The organism is Hymenobacter pini, from assembly GCF_020421205.1.
GTDB lineage: Bacteria > Bacteroidota > Bacteroidia > Cytophagales > Hymenobacteraceae > Hymenobacter > Hymenobacter pini.
This window is the reverse complement of sequence record NZ_JAIZZH010000005.1, coordinates 204,881-226,511: the sequence shown is the minus strand read 5'-3', so window position 1 is coordinate 226,511 and position 21,631 is coordinate 204,881. Positions and strand designations below refer to the sequence as shown.

Annotated in this window: 15 protein-coding genes and 1 other RNA gene; 7 read left to right on the top strand and 9 right to left on the bottom strand. The window is 58.6% G+C overall.

What is annotated here, in order from left to right; genetic code table 11:
• Positions 1-105: 105 nt before the first annotated feature.
• Both LF252_RS18980 and LF252_RS18975 read left to right on the top strand, forming a co-directional pair.
• On the top strand, positions 106-642 hold the full coding sequence (locus tag LF252_RS18980) for a DinB family protein (protein ID WP_226271170.1): 537 nt from the start codon (positions 106-108) through the stop codon (positions 640-642).
• Positions 643-786: 144 nt separating this feature from the next.
• Positions 787-1,650, top strand: a complete 864-nt coding sequence (locus LF252_RS18975) for an SDR family oxidoreductase (RefSeq protein WP_226271169.1) — start codon at positions 787-789, stop codon at positions 1,648-1,650.
• Positions 1,651-2,258: 608 nt separating this feature from the next.
• Here the strand turns inward: LF252_RS18975 and icd are convergent.
• The 3 genes from icd to dnaX form a co-directional block, all read right to left on the bottom strand.
• A complete protein-coding gene (gene icd, locus LF252_RS18970; protein WP_226271168.1) occupies positions 2,259-3,521 on the bottom strand; it encodes an NADP-dependent isocitrate dehydrogenase in 1,263 nt (420 codons plus the stop codon).
• Between the two features lie 168 nt (positions 3,522-3,689).
• Positions 3,690-6,749, bottom strand: coding sequence for a M16 family metallopeptidase (locus tag LF252_RS18965; protein WP_226271167.1), 3,060 nt, complete (start codon positions 6,747-6,749; stop codon positions 3,690-3,692).
• A 320-nt stretch (positions 6,750-7,069) separates the two neighbouring features.
• Entirely contained in the window at positions 7,070-9,226 is a 2,157-nt protein-coding gene (gene dnaX, locus LF252_RS18960) for a DNA polymerase III subunit gamma/tau (protein WP_226271166.1), read from the bottom strand.
• A 298-nt stretch (positions 9,227-9,524) separates the two neighbouring features.
• Here dnaX and LF252_RS18955 point away from each other — a divergent pair, with 298 nt between their 5' ends.
• The 3 genes from LF252_RS18955 to LF252_RS18945 all read left to right on the top strand — a co-directional run bounded on the left by LF252_RS18955 (position 9,525) and on the right by LF252_RS18945 (position 12,865).
• Positions 9,525-11,708: a prolyl oligopeptidase family serine peptidase gene (locus tag LF252_RS18955; RefSeq protein WP_226271165.1), complete on the top strand. Its 2,184-nt coding sequence runs from the start codon at positions 9,525-9,527 to the stop codon at positions 11,706-11,708.
• A 180-nt stretch (positions 11,709-11,888) separates the two neighbouring features.
• Positions 11,889-12,258: a transfer-messenger RNA gene (gene ssrA / locus LF252_RS18950) on the top strand.
• Between the two features lie 238 nt (positions 12,259-12,496).
• Positions 12,497-12,865, top strand: coding sequence for a hypothetical protein (locus LF252_RS18945; RefSeq protein WP_226271164.1), 369 nt, complete (start codon positions 12,497-12,499; stop codon positions 12,863-12,865).
• 77 nt (positions 12,866-12,942) lie between these two features.
• On the opposite strand, the gene LF252_RS18940 is transcribed toward LF252_RS18945, so the two are convergent.
• The 5 genes from LF252_RS18940 to LF252_RS18920 form a co-directional block, all read right to left on the bottom strand.
• A complete protein-coding gene (locus LF252_RS18940; RefSeq protein WP_226271163.1) occupies positions 12,943-13,290 on the bottom strand; it encodes a hypothetical protein in 348 nt (115 codons plus the stop codon).
• Between the two features lie 101 nt (positions 13,291-13,391).
• Positions 13,392-14,300, bottom strand: coding sequence for a UV DNA damage repair endonuclease UvsE (uvsE, locus tag LF252_RS18935; protein WP_226271162.1), 909 nt, complete (start codon positions 14,298-14,300; stop codon positions 13,392-13,394).
• Positions 14,301-14,423: 123 nt separating this feature from the next.
• The gene (locus LF252_RS18930) at positions 14,424-15,095 is read right to left on the bottom strand and encodes a carboxypeptidase-like regulatory domain-containing protein (RefSeq protein ID WP_226271161.1); all 672 of its coding nucleotides are present in this window, start codon (positions 15,093-15,095) and stop codon (positions 14,424-14,426) included.
• 192 nt (positions 15,096-15,287) lie between these two features.
• Positions 15,288-15,941, bottom strand: a complete 654-nt coding sequence (locus LF252_RS18925) for a hypothetical protein (protein ID WP_226271160.1) — start codon at positions 15,939-15,941, stop codon at positions 15,288-15,290.
• 152 nt (positions 15,942-16,093) lie between these two features.
• Complete coding sequence (locus LF252_RS18920) at positions 16,094-17,335, bottom strand: metallophosphoesterase (protein WP_226271159.1); 1,242 nt, start codon at positions 17,333-17,335, stop codon at positions 16,094-16,096.
• A 114-nt stretch (positions 17,336-17,449) separates the two neighbouring features.
• Between LF252_RS18920 and radC the strand changes: the two genes are divergently transcribed.
• Together radC and LF252_RS18910 are read left to right on the top strand one after the other, a co-directional pair.
• The gene (gene radC / locus LF252_RS18915; protein WP_226271158.1) at positions 17,450-18,214 is read left to right on the top strand and encodes a RadC family protein; all 765 of its coding nucleotides are present in this window, start codon (positions 17,450-17,452) and stop codon (positions 18,212-18,214) included.
• 149 nt (positions 18,215-18,363) lie between these two features.
• Entirely contained in the window at positions 18,364-18,978 is a 615-nt protein-coding gene (locus LF252_RS18910) for a DUF1684 domain-containing protein (RefSeq protein WP_226271157.1), read from the top strand.
• 105 nt (positions 18,979-19,083) lie between these two features.
• Here LF252_RS18910 and LF252_RS18905 read toward each other — a convergent pair whose 3' ends face one another.
• Complete coding sequence (locus tag LF252_RS18905; RefSeq protein WP_226271156.1) at positions 19,084-21,558, bottom strand: T9SS type A sorting domain-containing protein; 2,475 nt, start codon at positions 21,556-21,558, stop codon at positions 19,084-19,086.
• Positions 21,559-21,631: the final 73 nt, after the last annotated feature.

The window sequence follows — 21,631 nt, the reverse complement described above, 5'->3', positions numbered from 1 at the left end:
GGCTTAAAGATAGGCCGACCATTACGGAAACCTAATGCCTCTCTTAGAAAATAGCCTGCGGCAACGGGCGCAGAACTTTTGGCCTCGCTAGGGGTTGCTGCTGATATGGCTCCCGTTTCTCAACCCGAAGTATGGTTACGTGGCCCCGTGCCCGGCGTACCGCCGCTGTTGCAACCTGTAGCCCACGCCCTGTTGCAGGCCCGCGAGGAGCTACACGCCGCACTGGCCCATTTTCCTGATGAGCTGCTAGCAGCGCGGCCGGCTGGGGTAGCCTCCGTAGGGTTTCACCTGCGCCACTTGGCAGGCGTACTCGACCGGATGCAAACCTATGCCCGGCAGGAGCCCCTTAGCCCGGTGCAATTTGCGTTTCTGGCGCAGGAGAAAGATGGACCTACGCCGCCGGATACCGTAACCGGGTTGCTCCAGCAATTTTCGGCTGCCGTAGATGCCATGCTGAGCACACTGCGGACTACCTCGGAGGCCACGTTACCGGAGTTTCGGCCGGTGGGGCGGCAGGCGTTGCCCAGCACGGTAATGGGCTTGCTGGTGCACGCCGCCGAGCACACGACGCGCCATGTAGGCCAGTTGCTGGTAACGGCACGAGTTGCGCAGGCAAGCCGCGCCGTCGCTTCTTATCACTGAGTATTGCCCGTTCCGAACAAGGAGAGTTATCGAAAGCGTGCACGGCTGCCCGCTACGCATTGCTGAGTAAGTGGAGCAAGGTCGTCTATAACTAACCGGAAGTGGGTTCCGTTGGCATATGTAAGACCTTTCGTCAACTTCTCTATGGAAACCAAACCCACGACTTTACCACCCCAACACCAAGACCAACAGCCGGGCTTGGAACAGGAAATGACGCCTCAGCCGGAGTACATTCGGCCGGGATATAAAGGCAGTGGCAAGCTGCAGGACAAGGTAGCCCTCATCACTGGGGGCGACTCGGGCATTGGCCGCTCCGTAGCCGTGCACTTTGCCCGTGAAGGGGCTGATGTAGCCATTACCTATATGCCACACGAAGAGCAGGATGCCTACGCTACCCGCCAGCTGGTGGAGGCGGAGGGCCGCCGTTGCCTTACTTTGCCCGGTGACCTGCGCCGCCCCGAGTTTTGCCAGTTTATTGTAGATCAAACGGTGCAGGAACTGGGCAAGCTGAATATTCTGGTGAACAATGCCGCGGAGCAGTTCGTGAGCAAAGACCTAGCAACGCTGCCCTATGAGCAGTTCGAAGACACATTCCAGGTTAACTTTTTCTCCTTCGTGCGCGTGACGCAAGCCGCCTTATCCCATCTCACGGCCGGCGACGCCATTATCAACACCTCTTCCGTAAATGCCTACCGCGGCAATGAGCAGCTAGTTGATTATTCTTCTACCAAAGGAGCTATAACCGCTTACACCCGCTCCATTGCCCAGCAACTAGCCGACAAGAAAATTCGGGCTAATACCGTGGCGCCCGGGCCCATTTGGACTCCCCTCATCCCCGCCAGCTTTCCGCCCGATAAAGTAGCTGCCTTTGGCAAGGACACTACTATGAAGCGCCCTGGCCAGCCTTCTGAAGTAGGCCCCTGCTACGTATTCCTTGCCTCCGATGACGCTTCTTATATCACCGGGCAGGCCCTGCATCCCAATGGGGGAGAGGTCCTAAACACGTAAGCAATTATCATCCGGTATTTCATCAACGGTCTTTCTTATATATAAGAGGACCGTTTTTTTATGCTCATTGCTTATCGTGGATGGCAATATGTATAAGCTGTCAGGCGTTGCTGTAAGGCCTTGATAAGGTGGGTATTTATTGCAGAACCGCCGGTTATTGGTCCCTTGAATAGGGCAAGGTATTTCGTAGCAAGGGCGGTAGCAAGCATCTATGATTAAGCGGGTGTGTACAAAGATGGCATAGAGTTTGGTTCCTAATAAGTCAACTATTTCTTTCTTTTTTTTATCCAATGAAACAGCTTGTACTTCTCGCCTTATCTGCCGTTCTGTTAGCCTCCTGCGCTAAAGACCAAGAATTTCCCACCCCCGCTGTTACACCCTCTCCCGAGCAGGGGGCACTTAATAGCAATCCAACTGCCTCTCCCCACCAGTAGACCTAGTCTAGCAACTGCTGTAAGACTACAAGCAACCATAGGTAAGTTGCCTGGCGAACTACGCTTCGGATACGTTAGTGAACAAGTAGTTCATGCAACACATAAAAACCCCGCGCCGGCCTTGCAGCCAACGCGGGGTTTTTCGTGTACTCATTTGGCTTGCGCCTGGTAAGCTTACATATCCTTGATGATTTCGTCGCCGAACTCCGAGCATTTTAGCAGGGTGGCGCCTTCCATCAGACGTTCGAAGTCGTAGGTTACCCGCTTCGAGGCAATAGCCGCTTCCAGACCTTTGTAGATCAGGTCGGCGGCTTCCTGCCAGCCCATGTACTCCAGCATCATGGCACCCGAGAGGATAACCGAGCCGGGGTTCACTTTATCGAGGTTGGCGTACTTGGGCGCAGTGCCATGGGTAGCTTCAAAAATGGCGTGGCCGGTTACGTAGTTGATGTTGGCACCGGGGGCAATGCCGATACCGCCTACAATGGCAGCCAGAGCGTCGGAAATATAGTCGCCGTTCAGGTTCAGGGTAGCTACTACCGAGTACTCGGCGGGACGGAGCAGGATCTGCTGCAGGAAGGCGTCAGCAATGCTGTCCTTGATAAGGATTTTGCCGCTTTCCAGAGCTGCTTTCTGCTGGGCGTCGGCTACTTCCTGGCCTTGCTTAGCGGCTGTTTTGTCGTACTGAGCCCAGGTGTATACTTTGTCACCGAACTCGCGCTCAGCCAGCTCGTAGCCCCAGGTTTTGAAGGCACCTTCGGTGAACTTCATAATGTTGCCTTTGTGCACCAGCGTCACCGAAGGCTTGTTGTGGGTAATGGCGTACTCGATGGCCGCGCGTACCAAACGCTCGGTGCCTTCTTTCGACACCGGCTTGATGCCGAACGAGGACGATTCGGGGAAGCGGATTTTCTTCACGCCCATTTCATCCTGCAGGAATTCCAGCATTTTCTGCGCCTGAGGCGTGCCGTTCATGTACTCGATACCGGCGTAGATGTCCTCCGTGTTTTCGCGGAAGATTACCATGTCGGTGAGGTTGGGCTGTTTTACGGGCGAGGGTACGCCTTCAAACCAGCGCACGGGGCGCACGCAAGCGTACAGGTCCAACTCCTGGCGCAGGGCCACGTTCAGGGAGCGGATGCCACCGCCCACGGGCGTGGTCAGGGGGCCTTTGATGCCCACCAAGTATTCGCGGAAAGCGTCGAGGGTTTCGTTGGGCAGCCAGTTGCCGGTTTGCTTGAACGACTTCTCGCCGGCCAGCACTTCTTTCCACACCAGCTTGCGCGAGCCGCCGTAGGCTTTTTCTACTGCCGCGTCAAACACACGCACGGAAGCTGCCCAGATGTCCGGACCCGTGCCGTCGCCTTCGATGAACGGGATAATTGGTTGGTCCGGCACATTCAGCTTGCCGCCTTTGATGGTGATTTTTTCTGCCATTGTTGAAAAGGTACTTGGGTACTTAGGGTTGTTATGGTTGAGTTGGTTGAACTCCCGGAACGTCATTCCGAGCGTAGTCGAGGAATCTCGCTCGTGAGTAATCAGATTACTCCGCAACGTCAGCACGCGAGATTCCTCGGCTGCGCTCGGAATGACGTTCTAGAAGCACTAATACCCAAAAATTTCTTTTAGGGTGAGTTGCTGAACCTGGCCGTATTTGGCCAGCTCCTTGAAATTGAGGCGGTCTTTGCTGCCGATAACCAGAATGGTTTGCGGCTGGCCTTTCACGCGGGCCTGCTGAAACTTCAACAAATCCTGGAAGCTCATGTTGGGGGTCTGCTCGTACACGTCGCGGCGCACGTCGTAGTCGAGGCCGAGGCGGCGGGCCCGCTCGTAGCTGAACAGCACGTCCGATTTGGTGATGCGCTCCGTGGCAATGCTGTTGCGGATGGCGTCCTTGGCAATCTGCAGGTTGGCTTCGGCCGCGGGCATGTCATTGAGCAAGGCGTTCATGCCGGCCATGGCCTCGGGCAGCTTGTCGCTTTGGGTACCGATGTAGCTGAGGTTGTAGGAGCTGCGGCCGGCCTTATCGGCCGAGGCGAAGCGCGAGGAAGCCGAATAGGCCAGAGCCTTCGACTCGCGCAATTCCTGAAACACGATGCTGCCCATGCTGCCGCCGAAGTACTCGTTGTAGAGGCTGGTGGTGGGCACCAGGCCCTTGTCGTACATGGGGCCTTTGCTCAGGAACAGGATTTCAGCCTGCACCATGTTGTAATCCACCCAGTACACCTTGCGCTCCGTCAGCGGCTGCTCGGCAAAGTCCTTGGCGGCTGGGGTTGGCGTGAGCTTGGCGGGTGTGCGATGAATAACAGTCAAAGTTTCCAGTAAGCCTTCACCACTAATAGTTGGGGGAATTGAACTGGATACTAGCGCTTTCTTCATACCAGCGTTGACAGCTGCACTGTCACTACTGTGCTTCATAAGTTCACGCGGCCCGTAGTACAGCACGCGGTGCTGGTAGGTCGTCAGCTTCTGGATAAGGCTGGTGAGCTGCTCGGGTTTTAGGGCTTTCAACTCTTTCTCGCTCAGCTGGCTGGTGAAAGGGTTTTTGGGGCCGTACTTAGCGTAGTTCACCAGGGCTTGGTTCAGAATCACGCCTTTGTTGAGCTTGGCATCCTGGCGGGCTTTGAGTACGCCGGCCACCATATTCTTGAGAGCGGCAGCATCGGGCTTGGGCGCGGCTAGCAGGCTTTCGAATAGCTGCAAAGCTGCTTCAAAGTTGCTGTCGAGGCCGGAGAGGCTCACGAAGGTGCGGTCCTGCCCGCTCTGCACGGCGAAGGAGCAGCCCAGCTTGTAGAACCCCTGCTGGAGCTGAGCGGCGCTGTATTTACCGGTGCCCAGGTACTGCAGGTAGTCGGTGGCGAGGCCCAGCTTGGGGTCGTTGTTCGTGCCCAGGTCGAGCACGTAGTACAGGTTGAAGAGGTTATTTTCCTCGTTGTGGGTGTAATACACCGGCACGCCCGAGGCCAGCTTCGTTTCCTGAATGTCCTTTTTGTAATCGAGGAACACCGGCTGCAGGGCAGGCGAGGTTTTGGCCGTTACCTCTTTGTAGAAGCTGGACGCCGCGTCCCGGTTCACAGGCACAGGCGTAATGGCGGGCTTCACCACCTTCACCTTGTTGGGGTCCTGGCCGGTGCGCTTGTACACCAGGGCGTAGCCGGGGCCGTAGTACTGGTTGGCCACGCGCATCACTTCCTCCTTGGTGATGGTGCCGAAGTCGTCCGTCTGCTTGAGGTAGTCCTTCCAGTCCTCGCGGGCCACGAAGGCGGCCACGAAGGCACCGGCGCGAGCCTCGTTGCTCTCGTAGCTCTTGGTGCGCTGGAGCTGCTCGTTGTTGATGATGGCCGGAATCAGCCACTCCGGGAAGTCGCCCTTTTTCACCTTGTTCAGCTCGGCCAGCAGCAGGTCGCGCACCTGCTCCAGCTTCTGGCCTTGGCGGGGCGTGGCGTAGAGGATGTGCGAGGAGTAATCGTTGTTGATGTCGGTAAACGAGGCGGCGCTGAGCACGGCCTGCTTCTGGTTCAGGTCGAGGTCAATCAGCCCGGCCTGACCGTTGCTCAGGATTTTGTCAATCATGCGCAGCACCAGCGCCTCACGGGTAGTGGTGCCGGGCAGGCGGAAGCCGAGCATCACGTTTTCGGCGTCGGGGCCCAGCACCTGCTTTACAACGGGGGCCGTCATGGGTGCTTCCTGGGCGGGCGTGAAGGCCGGCACCGGCTTGCTCTGCAGCTTACCGAAGTACTGGTCAATCAGCCGGATGGTCTGGTCGTAGTCCAGGTCACCGCTCAGGCACAGGGCCACGTTATTGGGCACGTAGTACTGGCCGAAATACTTTTTGATTTCGGTAATGGATGGGTTCTGCAGGTGCTCGATGGTCCCAATGGTGGTTTGGGTGCCGTACTCGTGCTTCTGGTAGAGGCTGGCATTCAGGGCCTCGAACTCCTTACGGAAGTCGGAGTCCAGGCCCCGGTTTTTCTCCTCGTACACGGCTTCCAGCTCGGTGTGGAAGAGGCGGGGTACCATTTCGCCCATGCGCTCCGCCTGTACGGCGGCCCACTTTTCCAGCTGGTTGCTCGGAATATCCTCCTGGTACACCGTCTGCTCCACCGAGGTATAGGCGTTGGAGCCCTTGGCCCCGATGGCACCCATTACCTTGTCGTACTCGTTGGCTACGGCATACTTGGCCGCTACGCTGGAAATCGAGTCAATTTGGTGGTAAAGCTTCTTGCGCTGGGCCGCGTCGCGGGTGGCGCGGTACTGCTCGTACAGGGCCTCAATCTTGTCCAGCTCCGACTTTTCGGCCGCCCAGTTCTGGGTGCCCAGCCGAGAGGTGCCCTTGAACACCATGTGCTCCAAGTAGTGGGCCAGGCCAGTAGCAGTGTGGGGGTCGTTCTTGGAGCCGGCCCGCACGGCAATGTACGTTTGGATGCGGGGGGCATCGTCGTAGTCCGATAGGTACACCGTCAGGCCGTTGTCGAGGGTGTAGATGCGGGCTTTCAGCGGGTCGCCTTCTACTGTTTCATACCGGTATTTCTTCTGCTGAGGGGCCGGAGTAGCGGCGGTTTCAGTAGGAGCGGTAGCCGTGGCAGCGGCCGGTTTACTCGTCTGGCATTGGGTGAGGCCCAGCGTAGCCAGGGCCGGAACGAGAATCAGCAGCGGTTTTTTCACGGGAAAGCAGACGCGGAAAGCAGAGCAGGGCAAGGACAAGATGCCAAAGATAGGCGGCCCCCCCGGGAATAAAAAGCGCCGCCGGAGGCCCGGCGGCGCAAAGTGCGAAAAAATGCGTATAGAGAACCACTGATTTCACGGATTTCGCGCGGATTCCACAGATTTTGTGGACGATTCACCTGCGGTATCAACGCATGAAGCACTTGGCGCAGGTCAAGCCTTTTAGGCTCTATACAGTGTCAGGAACGGGCGCGTGGTACCCAGCTACAATCCGTCCACAAAATCTGTGGAATCCGCGCGAAATCCGTGAAATCAGTGGTCTAGAAATCCGCGTCGAGGCCCAGCTTCTGCTTCATTTCTACCAGCATGGGGTATTTCTCCATCAGGTACTCCAGCTTATCGGAGGAAGTGTAAAGCTTGCGGCCAGTGTCCTGGCGCTCTACTATTTCCACCTGCACGTTCAGGCGCGGATAACCAGTGCGGCGGCGCAGCTCGGCCAGAAAATCGGCCCGAAACTCGTTGAACTGGTCCTCCTGCACGGGGTTGTCCACGCGCAGCAGAATGACGTGCTGCTCATTGGCCTGCACAGGGCGGTTCAGCAAACTGTACTGGCTCATGCTGATTGCCTTGCGCTCCTCCTTCAGCTCGGCCCATACCTGCTGCAGGCGGGCATCATTGATGGCAGGCAGGCCGGTAACGGGGCCAGTAGGCTCCACATCAACCACCGATTTGGTAGCGGCGGCCTGCTGGGCCAACTGGGCCTTCATGGCCGAGAGGCTGCCCAGGCCGGGTAGCTTGGTACCGCTGGTTTTGCCAGCCAGGCCTGGTCGGGGTGGTGGAAGCGGGGCCGCCGTTACGGGCGTTTGTCCCGGCTCGTGGCCGGCCACGCTGGGCTTGCCAATTTCCACGTGGGGCACCGAGTCGCGCAGCGTAGGCGTCGGCGGTACCTGGGTAGCCGCTTCATCCTCAATGCTGGGCGTGTCGTGCAACTCCTCCACGCCACTTTCTACCGGCACAATGGGCTCGGGGTCGGCGGGGGCGTGAGCGAGTTTCTGGTTTCTGGTTTCTGGTTTCTGGTTTGCGGGCGAGGCCGTGCTGTTTGCAACGCTATAGGGGGCGGCTGTTTCGGCGGTGCCGTCAGCAACCAAGCGGCCGTTGGGGGCCGGTACCACTGGTGTAGAGGCAACTGGTGCTACGGCTGCATCAGGGCTTTTTTTTTTCGCCTCGCCGTTGGCGGCCGGCAGGGCCACGCCGCCCTGCAGGTCGCGGGCAAACTGCACGGCGCTGTTGAGGTAGGCCAGCTTCATGAGCGTGAGCTCCACGTGCAGCCGCTGGTTTTTTGCCTGCTTAAACTCCCGGTCGCAGAGGCTCACTAGGTTCAGGGCCGAGAGCAGGAAGGGGAGGGGCGAAGCCTGGGCCTGCTGCACGTAGCGGCTGCGGATGTTGTCGGACACTTCCAGCAGCTGCACCGTTACGGGGTCTTTGCACACCAGCAGGCCGCGCAGGTGCTCGGCAGCACCTACCACAAAGTTGTGCAGGTCGAAACCCTGCTGCATCACCTCATCCAGCAAGAGCAGCGTAGCCGACAGGTTCTCGGTCAGCAGGGCGTCAATCAGCCGGAAATAGTACTCATAATCCAGAATGTGCAGGTTCTGCACCACGTCCTGATAGCGCAGATTGTGGCCCGAGAAGGTCACCATCTGGTCGAACATGCTCAGGGCGTCGCGCAGGCCGCCGTCGGCCTTCTGAGCCAGTAGGTGCAGGGCGTCGTCTTCGGCCTGAATGTGCTCCTGGGTAGCCACGTAGCGCAGGTGGTTGCGCATGTCGTCCACCTTAATGCGGTTGAAGTCGAAAATCTGACACCGCGACAGAATGGTGGGGATAATCTTGTGCCGCTCGGTGGTGGCCAGGATGAAGATGGCGTAGCTCGGCGGCTCCTCCAGCGTTTTCAGAAACGCGTTGAAGGCCGCATTCGAGAGCATGTGCACTTCGTCGATGATGTACACCTTGAAGCGGCCCTGCTGCGGGGCGTAGCGCACCTGCTCCACGAGGCTACGAATGTCCTCCACGGAGTTGTTGGAGGCCGCGTCCAGCTCGTGCACGTTGAAGGAGGCGTTTTCCTGGAAGGCCCGGCAGGAGGCGCACTTGCCGCAGGCTTCCAGCTCAAACGGCGTATTGTCGGGGTCGGCGGCCTGCAGCAGGGCGTCGGGCACAATGTCGGGCTGGCTCTTAATCAGCTCCGAAACCGGCCGGCTTTTGCGCACGTGCTCCTCTACAAACTCGCAGTTGATGGTTTTGGCCAGAATGCGGGCGCAGGTGGTTTTGCCAACACCCCGGGGGCCGCAAAACAGGAACGCCTGAGCCAGGTGCTGCGAGGCAATGGCGTTTTGCAGGGTGGTGGTTACGTGCTGCTGCCCCACCACGCTGCGAAACGTGGCCGGGCGGTACTTCCGGGCCGAAACAACGAAATTCTCCATAGCTACTAGCTACAAAGATACGCAAAGCCCCGCCCGTTTCCGCCCTTGCCGCGCAGGTATCCGCCGGATGGCAGCCTACTGTTCCGGGAGAAACCGCATCACACAATGATGTGATTATGATTATATTAAATAGAATTTATTTTCTATTTGTGTTAGGGTTCTTTGTGGGCCCTTTGTCGGTACGCTACTAGCAAGTACAAAGCCATTGTGCAGCTTGGTCGGTGACATAGAACGTTGACTACCAAGAAGCAAGCAGTTTGTCTGATTATCCTTTTCTCATCTTTTTTTCTGCGCTATCATGAAGCACATTGTTCTGTTTTCCCTGCTGGTTGCAGGAGCACTTCCCCAGCTAAGCCAGGCACAATCGGGAGTGCCGGCCGCGCCTTCAGTGCCGGCCACCGATACGTACTTTGGTACCACCGTAACGGACCCATACCGCAACCTGGAGAATCTGCAGGACCCGGCCGTGGCTTCCTGGATGAAAGTCCAGAGCCAGTACGCCCGCCAAACCCTGGACGCCATTCCGGGCCGGCAGGAGCTATTGAATAAGATGCTGGAGATAGACAAGCGCAAAGCCGCCCGCATTACCGACTTACGCGTGGCCGACAACGACCGGTACTTCTACTTCAAGTCCCGCCCCCAGGACCAACAGCCCAAGCTCTACTGCCGCGACGGGTACAAGGGTGCGGAAGAGTTGCTCTTCGACCCGGAAAACTACGAGGCGGGCAAGGTGTATAACATCAACGGCTTCGCGCCCACCAACGACGGATCCAAGGTATCGTTCGGTATCAGCGAGAAAGGCTCTGAGCTGGGCCGCACGCTGATCATGGACGTGAAAACCCGCAAGCTGTACCCGGAGCAGATTCCGCTGAACCGGGGCGGCGGAGAGTGGCTACCCGACAACCAGACGCTGGTGTACCTGCCCTACAACAACGGCGACCTGACCAATATGGCGGCCCGCCAGAACACCCAGTGCCGTTTGCACCGCGTGGGTACGCCCGTCGCCCAGGACCGGGTGGTATTCTCCAACCAGCTGTACCCAAAGCTCGGCATCAAGCCCTCCGACTATCCGTACGCCGGCATCGACCGGGACACCAAGCTCGCCTACGGTATCCTGTATTCGGTAGACCGATACCTCAACGGCTTTTATGCCCCGGCCGCTGCGCTATCCGCGCCTAATGTGCCCTGGAAACCTCTGTTTCGTCCCACCGATGAAGTCACCAATTTCGTAACTGATGAGCAGAATTTCTACTTCGTAACCTCCAAAAACACGCCCCACCAAAAAATCATGCGGATGTCGGCCGCCAAGCCCGAGTTGGTTACGGCGGAGCTGCTGGTACCCGAGTCCCCCGACGAATCCATCAACGACGAACAGCTGAAGGCGACGAAAGACGGGGTGTATTTTGTACGGGTGAGAAATGGGGTGCAAGCCAAGCTGTATTTCCTGCCCCGTGGCACCAAAACCGTGCAGGAGGTGAAGCTCCCACAAGCTGCCGGCCGTATCGAGCTGACGGCTAAGAATGCCCAATCCTCGGACCTGTGGGTAACGCTGGGCGGATGGACAACGGACCGGCAGCGCTACCGCTACACGCCCGGCACCGGGCAGTTTACCCCAGAGCCCTTATCATCAGAAGCCCAGTACCCGGAGTTTGCCGATTTGGTGGTGGAAGAGCTGATGGTGCCCTCGCATGATGGCGTACTCGTGCCGTTATCGGTGATATACAAGAAGGATATGCCGCGAAACGGGCAGGCCCCGACCCTGTTGGTTGGCTACGGAGCGTACTCGCGGGCGTTGGAGCCTACTTTAATGCCACCCTTCCTACTGTGGGCGGCGCAAGGAGGCGTGTTGGCAATACCGCACGTGCGGGGCGGAGGAGAGCTGGGCGAAGCCTGGCACAAAGCCGGGCAGAAAGCCACCAAGCCCAACACTTGGAAAGACCTCATTGCCTGCACCGAGTACCTGACGAAAAACCAGTACACCTCACCGGGTAAAGTGGCCATAAACGGCGGCAGCGCCGGCGGTATTCTGATTGGTCGGGCCATGACGGAGCGCCCCGATCTGTTTGCGGTGGCCATTCCGGAAGTAGGGTGCCTGAATGCCGTGCGCATGGAAAACTCACCCAACGGCCCCGTAAATGTGCCCGAGTTTGGCACGATGGCCAAGGAGGATGAGGCCAAAGCCCTGCTGGAAATGGATGCCTATCACCATCTTAAACCAGGTACTGCCTATCCCGCCACGCTGGTTACGGCCGGCTTCAACGACCCTCGCGTTATTGCCTGGCAACCGGCCAAGTTTGCAGCCCGCTTACAGGCCAGCAACACCAGCGGCAAACCAGTGTTGTTCTTCACTGACTACGAAGCTGGCCACGGCATGGGCGACTCCCGCCTCAAGCAGTTTGAAAGCATTGCCGACCTGATGGCCTTTGGCCTGTGGCAAACCGGAGCGGCCGGCTATCAGGCTCCCAAAGTAGCCGTGAAGTAGCCTCGTGTGGTCTGCCAGTTGGAGTGAAGAGTATAGAAAGATCATTAGAGACTTACATGCATTCTTCGCTCCGATTGGCAGAGCAAACGGGAACATTTTCGGCCGTTAGCAACGTTTTATGGCTGATGTGCGTACATTCGCACCCCGCTGCTTCGGTGGCGGGCTCGTTCTTTCTCAATTGGGGCCGACCGGAATTGACAGCTCGTGCATGTCGCGAGTAAGCGTGTCGGGAGTTGGATGAATCTCCCGTAAAAAAAGCCGTCCGAACAATAACTGGCGAGTATAGCTACGCCATGGCTGCCTAGTTTAGAACTACGCACTGCCATCGTCCCGCACCCGTATTCCTGCTCACGGGTGAGTTCGGGGCGTCGTAAGAGTTAGGATAGTGCAGGTGGCGCTGTGACGCCTGCGCGAAACTCAAACAGATAAGGGGAAATCAAGGGCCTGATGTGCGCCTGGTTTCCTTCGAAAATCCAAGCATAGATACACACGTAGAAAGCTCGACGCCTTCCTTGTCTGGACCAGGGTTCGAATCCCTGCGGCTCCACGGAAACCCGCTTTGCCACTGGTAGAGCGGGTTTTTTGTTGTTAAACAGTTTACAAGCGGTTACGGGCTGATGGCTTTTGAGAACGGGCATCACATGCAAGGAATTGGGTAAGGCTGGAAAGGGCAACGGATAATATTTTGCGCTTTTCGGCAGGCAGCAGGTAGGTAGTAAGGAATGCGCGTATAAGCAAAAAGGGCGGCCCTGCTGCACGATTTTTTCTCCACCTGATTCTTACTTGTCATGAAAACTTTCCTGCTTCTGGCTACTGGCTTATTGTTAGGCACTACGGCCGCTTCCGCTCAGATTTCACCATCAGAGCCCCAGCGTGGTGGTACGCTCAACCAAACTACGGTGCAGCCGCCTAACCCTGCCAATCCCGCCACTAATCCAGGTACTATTGACCAGCGCACTCCCACCACTACTAACCCCACGCAAACCGGCGTATTGGGCACTATCGACCAGCGCCCCACCACAGCTCCGGTAGTTACGCCCGGTGAGGTACGCCGCGTTACCTCGCCTGCCACGGCCCCCCGCCGCGCTACCGCCACGGACCGCCGCGTACGTACAGTGCCCGGTACCTCCGCCACGCCGGCCGGTACCATCCGGTAAGCTAGCCGCGAAAAAAGCAACAACGCCGCCCTGCTGCATAGCGGGGCGGCGTTGTTGTTAAGCGCAAAAAGATTGATTTAGTGACTCTGCTCCAACTGGCCACCGGCTTTCAGCAACTGGTCGGAGAGGGAGGAAAGACCGCTACGCACCTCGTCGGGGGCCGTGCGAACTACCTCGGCTACCTGGCTGCCCAGCATGCTTAGGGAACGGCCAATGGCGACCCCGTTAAGCCCGGCCTCGCCGGCCGTCAGCAACGACTGCAGGTTACCCAGCTCGCGGCCGATGTCCTGGAGGGCTGGTTCGCCGCTTTGCAGCAGGTGTTGCTGCCAAGTTTCGGTGTTATCCATGGCGGCGGTAAGCGGAATGCCCGTCAGGCCGTTGCTGAGGGAGTGAGTGGTGGCGTTGAGCAGATCAGTGAATACCATGGGTAGGAGAGAAGTAGGTGAAGGTAAACCGGCAGGTGGCTCCCGAAGCAATACGGCCCGCCGCTGCTGCAGGTTAAGCATCCGTGTGTCGCGGCCGGTTTTCAAGATGCCTCGGCTACGGCAATGCGGCCGAGGTTGCGCAGGATGCCGCAGGCCCGGCCGGCGCTGGCTTCCTTGTCTTTTATTTCAAGCATAATGTCCACGTCCAGGTCGCCTAAATCCTGCAAAAAGCCGTGAAACAGCTCTTCTTCCAAAGAGGCCGTGTGCTTGCCCTTCCGCTCTCCGTGCGCCTGCGAGCTGTAATCCATCATCATTACCCCGTCGCGGGCGGGTTGCCAGGTGGCGGCGGCCAGGCGTAGGGCTTCGCGCATCGGCTCGCCGTGGTTCAGGCATTCATGGTGGAAGTTGTCGAACAGAATGGGGATGCCCACGGCCCGGTGCACGCGCAGGCAGTCCTGCAAGCTGAACAGCCGGTCATCGTTTTCGATAACTAGCCGGGCCCGTACCGCCTCGGGCAGCCGCTCATACGTAGCAATAAAGCGGCTGATGGCCAACTCCCGGTCGCCGTAGAGGCCGCCCACGTGAATCTGGAGTTTATGGGTGCTGTCGAGGCCCATCAAATCCAGCATTGAGCCTTGGTAGACGAGTTCCTGAATACTGCGCTCCACAATATCCTCGCTGGGTGAGTTGAGTACCACAAACTGATCGGGGTGGAAGGAAATGCGCATGCCGTTGGCCTTCACGAAGTCGCCGACTTTCTGAAACTCGGCGGCAAAGCGCGTCTGCCAGGGGAAGGTGTTGATGGGGTGGGAGCCGAACGGTACCACGCCCGAGCCGATGCGAAAAAACAGGAGCCCCTGCTCCACGTTCCAGGCCAGAATGCGCAGCAAACAGCGCAGATTATTGCTTACGGCCGTCTCTACCCGCTCATCGGAGTACGAGGCCAGCCGGAACGTGCTGGTGGTAGTGCAGTCCAGGGATTCGTTTACGCAGGGATATCCAATCTTCATATCCCAGGTATACGAGAAAGGTGAAATTGTGAAGTGGTGAATTTGTGAGATGATGAAACAGTAGGCGGAACGTAGGCGTGCCTACCGCTCGTTCCACAAATTCACCACTTCACAATTTCACTGCTACTCCACCTCGTAGCCGGTGTTATCCTTGAAGTTCTTGTTGTAGCGGCGCTGTACCTGCCGGGCTTTTTCGGCAGCTTCCTCCCGGTTTATTTCCTCCATTTTGCGGCGCTGCTTGCCTTCCCGCGAAAACTGCTCATACAACAGGCTCACCGGGCTGGCCAAGGTAGGCACCGGGGCCTTGGGGGCCGCTGAGTCGACGGGGAACAGGGGCTTGGGCGCGGGCGGGCGCTTCACGGCGCTGGTTGGAGCGGTACTGGGCCGCTTGATGTTGCGCAATGCCCGGTTGATGGTGGCCCGGTCGGGGCGCCCTTCCGTTACGCGCACCTCACCCAGCTGCACGGTGTCCTGTTGCAGCTTAATCTGCACGATAAGCTGTGAGAGGCCGGTGCCGCCCAGCGGCAGCCGCTGCGCCTTGAAGCCCACTGCCCGAAATACCAGCGTATCGGAGCTGTTGGCGGTAATGTTGAAGTCACCGTCCTTGTTGGCTACCACACCGGCGCGAGTGCGCTGCACCAGCACAGTAGCACCGGGTATGGGGCGGCGGCTGGCACCATCGGAAATGCTGCCCGTAACGCGCACCTGCGCCGTAACCAGGGCCGCCATAAGCAGCAGCGGCAGCAGCAGAAACCAGCTCCGCGCGTGGCGAGTGAAAAGAACACACAACTTCATCAGGCAGCAAACTAACGCACTCCGGCCGGATAACCCCAGAAAACCTACCGGCTTCCGCGCATTATCGACCAAGCAACGCGGAAAGGAGACAAAAAGGCTCCCCAACGTTGCAGCCCACTTCCGGCGCAAAAAAGAAACGCCACACTTGTAAGGGCGTGGCGTTTCTGTGCTGAGGCTAAAAGCCGGCTAAACCTACATTTTGGTTTTCTCGCCGTCGGCGTCCTTGGTTTTAACCTTGCCGTTATCTTTTACCTTGATTTTGCTACCGTCTTCGGCTTTAGCTTTCATCTTGCTCACGCTCGTGCCCGATTCCATGCTACCCGAGGTGTTGCTCATGTCCGATGAGCTGGACATCGTGCTCATGTTGGACGTATCCGAGGACATATCCGACGAACTCGACATCGAGTTGTCATCCATGTACCGGTCGTCGTAGTAATCGGTCCGGCTCGATTCGTAGGCTGAGTACTGCGTGGGGTCGGTGAAGATGGTTTTCATCTCCGCGTCGGTATCCGTGTATACGCCGCGCATGGCAGCAGCCATACCCGTGGTATCATTGGCATATTTGTTCTGCAGCTCGGCAATGCGCTGGCCACGGGTTACGTACACGGTGCGCACTTTGGTGCGAGTGGCGTCGTCAAACTTCATTTTGGCGGCCATGTCCGCGGCCATCCGGTCGGCGCGGCGCTCAATGGCTTCCGGCGTGTAGGAGGTCTGCGTGGTGGTCGTAGTGGTTGTGGTCATGCCATCGGGCGAGGTCGTCGTGGCAGTATCCGTGGTTTTATTTTCCGAGCACGAGGCCATCAGGAAAGCCGCGGCGGCGGAAAGCATTAACAGGGTCTTTTTCATGGCTTGAGAGAAAGTTGAAGGGAGAGAAGAGGGTAGGAAAAATCTAATGCGAGCTATACGGAGTGCAAGCTCAGCCGGTTACCGCTGCGGCAAACAAAAAACCACTTCGGTATTCCGAAGTGGTTTTTTGTAGCATGCAACACGTCAGACGGTTACCCGCGCCGAAGCTCAAATACTGTAATTTCGGGTAGGAAGCCCACCCGACCGTGGTAGCCGATAAAGCCTAAGCCAGCATTCACGTACAAGTACTGCTTTCCACGCTGGTATAGGCCCGCCCACTGCTTATAGGCGTATTGCACCGGGCTCCACTTCAGAAACGGCAGGTTCACGCCGAACTGCATGCCGTGCGTGTGGCCCGAAAGCGTCAGGTCAATATCCTCATACTGGTGCACCTGCCCATCCCAGTGCGAAGGGTCGTGGCTGAGCAGGATTTTGAACGGCGCATCAGCATCGGCAGCAGCGTGGGCTTTGGCTAAGTTGCCGTATTGCGCGAAGCCCCGAGCCCCCCAGTTCTGCACGCCCAGGATGGCAATTTTTTCCCCGTTGCGCTCCACGGTGCGGGCCTCGTCCAACAGCAATTGCCAACCAATTTTGGCGTGATTCTGCTTCAATCGGGCTAGGTTGGCCTCCCACAAAGAACGGTCTTCCTTAAATTCCGGCACGTAGTCGCCATAGTCGTGGTTGCCGAGAATGGAATAGATGGGCAGCTTGGACTGAATGCCGGCCAGCGTATCAATGTGCTCTTCTACCTCGGTGGCGTAGTTGTTCACCAGGTCGCCGGTCATGAAAATCTGGTCGGCTTGCTGGTCGTTGATGATTTTGACAGCCCGTTGCAGTGGCTCCTTGGAGTGAAAGGAGCCCGTGTGCAGGTCAGAAATCTGCAGCAGCTTAAACCCATCAAACGAAGCGGGTAGGTTGGGGAACCGCAGCGTTACGCGGCGCACGGTGTAATCGGTGCCGCCCTTGGCCATGCCCCAGATGAGCGACACGAACGGAATAGCGCCCAATACCAGCGCCGCTTTGCTCAGAAACTCGCTACGCGAAATGCTAGTGCCGGCATTGCCGGCCGGGCGGCTGCCCAGCTGCAGGGCCCAGCGAGCCAGGCGGGTGAGGTCTTCCAGCAACAGCGGAATCAGAATGACAATCTTAGCGGCCAACACGGCCAATAGCAGGCCGCCCAGGTAGGATTTGAAAGAAGGATGCTCGTGGCGGTTCCGGATGGCCCAGAAACCCACCACCCAAATACCCACCGACAGTACCCAGTACAGCAGGGCTACCAGCCGCCGGGTGCCCGGTGCGGCGTGTTGAAAAACAGTGCGAAACGCCTGGAAACCGTACCACTCGGCCACGGCCAGTAGGCCCAGAAAGAACACGAAAAAGGAAGGACTACGCATACAGAAACAACTCAACCCGCCTGCCAGAACATGTTTCGGAGCGGGTTGCTACAGGGTAAGACGGGGTTGCGGGGTTTTTGCTTTATTTTCCGGAGCTAACAACAACGGTGCCCTATGCAAGAGTTTGACAATCTGACCGAAAATATCCAACTACCTGCTAAGCCGGGCACCCCAGCTCAGCCCTACGAAACGCCAACGGCATTCGGCATCAAGAGTTGGGCCGAGGAAGATCGGCCCCGCGAAAAACTCATGCAGAAGGGCCGCGCCGCCCTGTCGGACGCCGAACTGCTGGCTATTTTACTGGGCTCAGGCACCGCCAAGCTCTCGGCCGTAGATGTAGCCAAGCTGGTGCTCAACGCCGCCCAAAACGACCTGAACACCCTGGCCCGCTTCTCTCTGAAAGAACTCATGCGCCAGAAGGGGATAGGAGAAGCCAAAGCCATTACCATTATAGCTGCCCTGGAGTTGGGCCGCCGCCGCAAGGAAGCCGACGCCCCCGCCCGCCCCACCATCACCAACTCCCGCGACATTTACCGCGTGGTGCGGCCCCATTTGCAGGATTTACCCCACGAAGAGTTTTGGGTGGTACTCCTGAACCGGGCCAACGTGGTAATGCGCACCGTGAGCATCAGTCGGGGTGGGGTGGCCGGCACCGTCGCCGACCCTAAATTGATTTTTAAGGAGGCCCTGGAGCAACTGGCCAGCAGTATTATTCTGGTGCACAACCACCCCAGCGGCAACAAGAACCCCTCGGCCGCCGATATTGCTCTCACCCGTAAGCTCAAGGAGGCCGGTCAGTTCCTGGATTTGCCCATCCTCGACCACCTCATCTACACCGACAACGGCTACTACAGCTTCGCCGATGAAAGCATGCTGTAGCATACCGGCTCGTGCGCGAAGCAGAGCTGCGCGCACGAGCCACCGGCGAGTCCCCACGCATAAGCACTACACGCCCCGTACTCGCTCCGCACGTGCGCGAAGCGGAGCTGCGCGCTACGAAGCCGGAACTCTCGCCGTACTTTTGCGCTATGCGTCTCAATCCTAAATTGTTCATTGCCCTTGGTCTGCTGCTCGTGTTCGGGTATTTCGCCAAGGATATTCTCTTCAACGACGACCAGTACGCCGCCCGGCTGCGCAAGGCCCGGGAAGCCAAAAACACCGGCTTCCGTCGGGCCGAGGATTCTCCCCTGAGTTCCGAGCAGCGTCAGACCTTCGACAGCCTGAAATACTACGCCCCCAACACAGATTACCGCTTTGAGGCCCAATTGGAGCCATTCACCAAGCGCGACACGGTAGAAATGCCGCTTACTGATGGTAAGGCCGATAAGTACCTGCGTTGGGGCCGGGCTAGCTTTATTCTGGACAAGCAGGAGTACAAGCTCACCCTGTTTCTGAAAGCCGATGGCAAGGACACCACGCTGTTTGTGCCCTTCACCGACCGCACCAACGGCTTTGCCACCTACGGCGGCGGCCGCTACCTCGACGCGCCCCTGCCCGCCGCCGACGATACCGAAGTAGTGCTGGACTTCAACGAAGCATACAACCCCTATTGCGCCTACGCCGACGGTTACGCGTGCCCCGTACCTCCAGCCGATAACCGGTTGACCGTGGAAATTAAGGCTGGCGAGAAAGCCTACAAGTAACCTAACGCCCGCCACAACACCGGAGACCCGAGGAACAGCCCGCCTGCTGATAGCAGAAAAGCTGTTTCTCGGGGCTCCATCGTTAGGTAAGCGTGAAGCGCAGGCTTAGCGCTGAATCAATACTTTGCGGAAGGCGGCGTCAGCGGGCGTGCCCAAGCTTACTTGGTACAGGCCGCTGGTTAGGTGCGTTAGATCCACAGCGGCATTCACTTGGCCGCCCGGAGCAGCTACGGGCTGGCGGTATACTACCTGGCCCAGGCTGTTGCGCACCAGCAGCTCCAGGCCGGCAGTGGCAGCAGGCAGCGTGGCTTTCAGCGTGAAGCGGCCCGTGGTAGGATTGGGGTACAGGCTCAGGCCGCCGGCTTTCTGCAGCTGAGCGGCGGTGCTGGTAATCACCGTTTGCACGTTCACGTTGTCGATGGCCCAACCCCAGCCATTAGCTCCCGCATCGGCATACAGACGGAAGCGCAGCCGCACTTCGTCGCCGCGCTGAAACACGGAGCGTAGGTTGAAGGAATGGGGCTTGTACAGGCTAGCGCTTCCCGCCGCCGTCGAGTTGCCGTCGGCGGTGAGTTGGGCATTCCAGGCGGCCAGCCAGTCGGTCTGTAGGCGGGAATCGTAGCCATCGGCCAGCGGCTTCCAGGTAAGGCCCTTATCGGCACTGCCTTCTACCACCACGTAATCGTAAAAATCGGGGCTGCCGTAGGGGCTGCCTGCTTCGCCGGGTTCGGCCAGCACCACTTCATCAAACGTCAGCAGCACATCGGCATCCGTCATCCGAATAGGTACCAGCATCTGGTAAATCAGGGTCGAATCGTTGGTATAGGGATGGACGGAGTGGATGGCCGGATTGGTAAAATTATCGGGCTGCGCAATCTGGAACCCTTCCCCCACAAAATCAAGCGGGCCGGTGCTGTTGAACGTGTTGAGGTAGCTGGCCTGGGCGGGCTTAAAGCTGACAATGTTCACGGTTTGCGTACCGCTGGCGGGCGTCAGCGTTTGGTTGGTCGTTTTGGCGGCGTCGCGGGTTACTAGGCGGTACGTCACCACGTCGCCGGCCGTCAGGGCCCCGGCAGCCGTGCTCAACAAACCGGTGTAGGTGCTGGACGTGCCCTGGCGGGTGAGGGTTAGCGCCGGCCGGGACGTACCGTTAACGGCGTATTCCATCGTTACGCTGGCCACGCCTAGGTTGTCCGTCGCCTGCACCACAAACTGGTAAGGTAGCTGGTCGGCAAACACGTACGTGGGGGCGCGGTGGCGCACGATAGGAGCCGTTTGATCGGGGCCTACCACGAAGCTGTATACATCGGCCTTGTTCAGTATGGGCTGATACTGGGCCGGAGCGGTATACGTCCGGCCGGTTTCGTTGTCAGCCGCCGTGAGGTAGTAGCTTACCGTGTGGTTCAGGCCCGGGTTGGGAATAACAGCCTGGTATTGGTTGCCGACCACGGCCGCCATGGCTACCGTGGTGAGGGCTCCGTTGTCAATCTTGTAATTCAGCTTCACCGAGCCCGGGGTAATGGTACCGTCGCTTTCCACAAGGGCCGTTATTGGGAAGTCCTGCGCGGTTTCGGTATCGGGGAGGGGAGTGTGGCGGATGGCCGTATTGAACCAGCCCATTTCCGCAAACATCTTGAGGGTAATGGGCCCGGGGTTGTGCATGGCCTCCGAAGCGCCAATCTGCGGCGTCATCAGCGAGTTGATGTTGGTAGCCGGGTAGGTGCTCTCGTTGAGGTGGGAGATACTGGACCCCGCCGAATACGTGCTGGGGGCGTACAAGCGCGGGCGGACACCGCCGTTCACGCTCTTGGCCAGGGCACTGTTGAAATACACCTGCGCGCTGGTAAACTGGGTACCCAGCGCCTTCGAGCTATTCGGGTACGTGGGGTTGTTGATGAGCGGCTCGTTGTTGAGGTTTTCGATGTAGGTGCCGAAAACGGACGGGGGCGTGGCGTAACCGCCCTGGCCGTTGCTGTAGCCCGTGCTGGCAATGAAGCCCAGCCCGTGGCCCAGCTCGTGCAGCACCACCGAAACCAGATCGTACTGCCCGGTGGGTACGTTGCCATCGGTACCGTAGTACCAGTTGAAGCTGCTGCTGAACCGGGCGCTAATATCGGCCTCGGTAGCAGGATTCAGGTCCCGGCCGCTGAGTTTCTCAGCCAGTGCCACCGGGTACGCTGCTCCGTTGCGCACGGAGCTGCTAATGTCCGAGTAGTACGCAGTGGCCCCGGCCGAGCCCAGCACCCCGGCACCCAGCGGCGTCCAGGTAGCCTGCACCCGGATGGTAACGGGCGAAGTCAGCAGCGACTGCCAGATATCTACCGCGTACTGGAAAGCCGCCTGGGCCTGTGGCGTAAAGCCAGAATAGGTAACCTCGATGCGGGCCGCACCGGCGCGCCGCTGACCGGTATTTTTCTGCTGCACAAAGGCGGCGGGCAGCGGTAGGCGTGAGTGTTGGTCTTCAGCAGAAGCGTAGCAAACGGTAGTAGGAGCCGGCCCGGCGTTCTTCACAAATACCTGCCCATTGGCCGAATACGCGCCCGCCAACAGGGCTGGCAGCCAGAGTACGAGTTTTTTCATGCAGAAAGAAATGAGGGGAATAGCAACCGCCAGACAACCAGCAATGCCGGCGCAAGTACGGCAAATGCCCCGC

What these genes read in the sequence shown, in the direction of transcription:
- LF252_RS18930 (WP_226271161.1), bottom strand. Translation starts at nt 15,095, where the DNA reads ATGAAGTTGTGTGTTCTTTTCACTCGCCACGCGCGGAGCTGGTTTCTG.
- LF252_RS18955 (WP_226271165.1), top strand. Translation starts at nt 9,525, where the DNA reads ATGAAGCACATTGTTCTGTTTTCCCTGCTGGTTGCAGGAGCACTTCCC.
- LF252_RS18905 (WP_226271156.1), bottom strand. Translation starts at nt 21,558, where the DNA reads ATGAAAAAACTCGTACTCTGGCTGCCAGCCCTGTTGGCGGGCGCGTAT.
- LF252_RS18980 (WP_226271170.1), top strand. Translation starts at nt 106, where the DNA reads ATGGCTCCCGTTTCTCAACCCGAAGTATGGTTACGTGGCCCCGTGCCC.
- uvsE (WP_226271162.1), bottom strand. Translation starts at nt 14,300, where the DNA reads ATGAAGATTGGATATCCCTGCGTAAACGAATCCCTGGACTGCACTACC.
- dnaX (WP_226271166.1), bottom strand. Translation starts at nt 9,226, where the DNA reads ATGGAGAATTTCGTTGTTTCGGCCCGGAAGTACCGCCCGGCCACGTTT.
- icd (WP_226271168.1), bottom strand. Translation starts at nt 3,521, where the DNA reads ATGGCAGAAAAAATCACCATCAAAGGCGGCAAGCTGAATGTGCCGGAC.
- LF252_RS18940 (WP_226271163.1), bottom strand. Translation starts at nt 13,290, where the DNA reads ATGGTATTCACTGATCTGCTCAACGCCACCACTCACTCCCTCAGCAAC.
- radC (WP_226271158.1), top strand. Translation starts at nt 17,450, where the DNA reads ATGCAAGAGTTTGACAATCTGACCGAAAATATCCAACTACCTGCTAAG.
- LF252_RS18945 (WP_226271164.1), top strand. Translation starts at nt 12,497, where the DNA reads ATGAAAACTTTCCTGCTTCTGGCTACTGGCTTATTGTTAGGCACTACG.
- LF252_RS18910 (WP_226271157.1), top strand. Translation starts at nt 18,364, where the DNA reads ATGCGTCTCAATCCTAAATTGTTCATTGCCCTTGGTCTGCTGCTCGTG.
- LF252_RS18975 (WP_226271169.1), top strand. Translation starts at nt 787, where the DNA reads ATGGAAACCAAACCCACGACTTTACCACCCCAACACCAAGACCAACAG.
- LF252_RS18925 (WP_226271160.1), bottom strand. Translation starts at nt 15,941, where the DNA reads ATGAAAAAGACCCTGTTAATGCTTTCCGCCGCCGCGGCTTTCCTGATG.
- LF252_RS18920 (WP_226271159.1), bottom strand. Translation starts at nt 17,335, where the DNA reads ATGCGTAGTCCTTCCTTTTTCGTGTTCTTTCTGGGCCTACTGGCCGTG.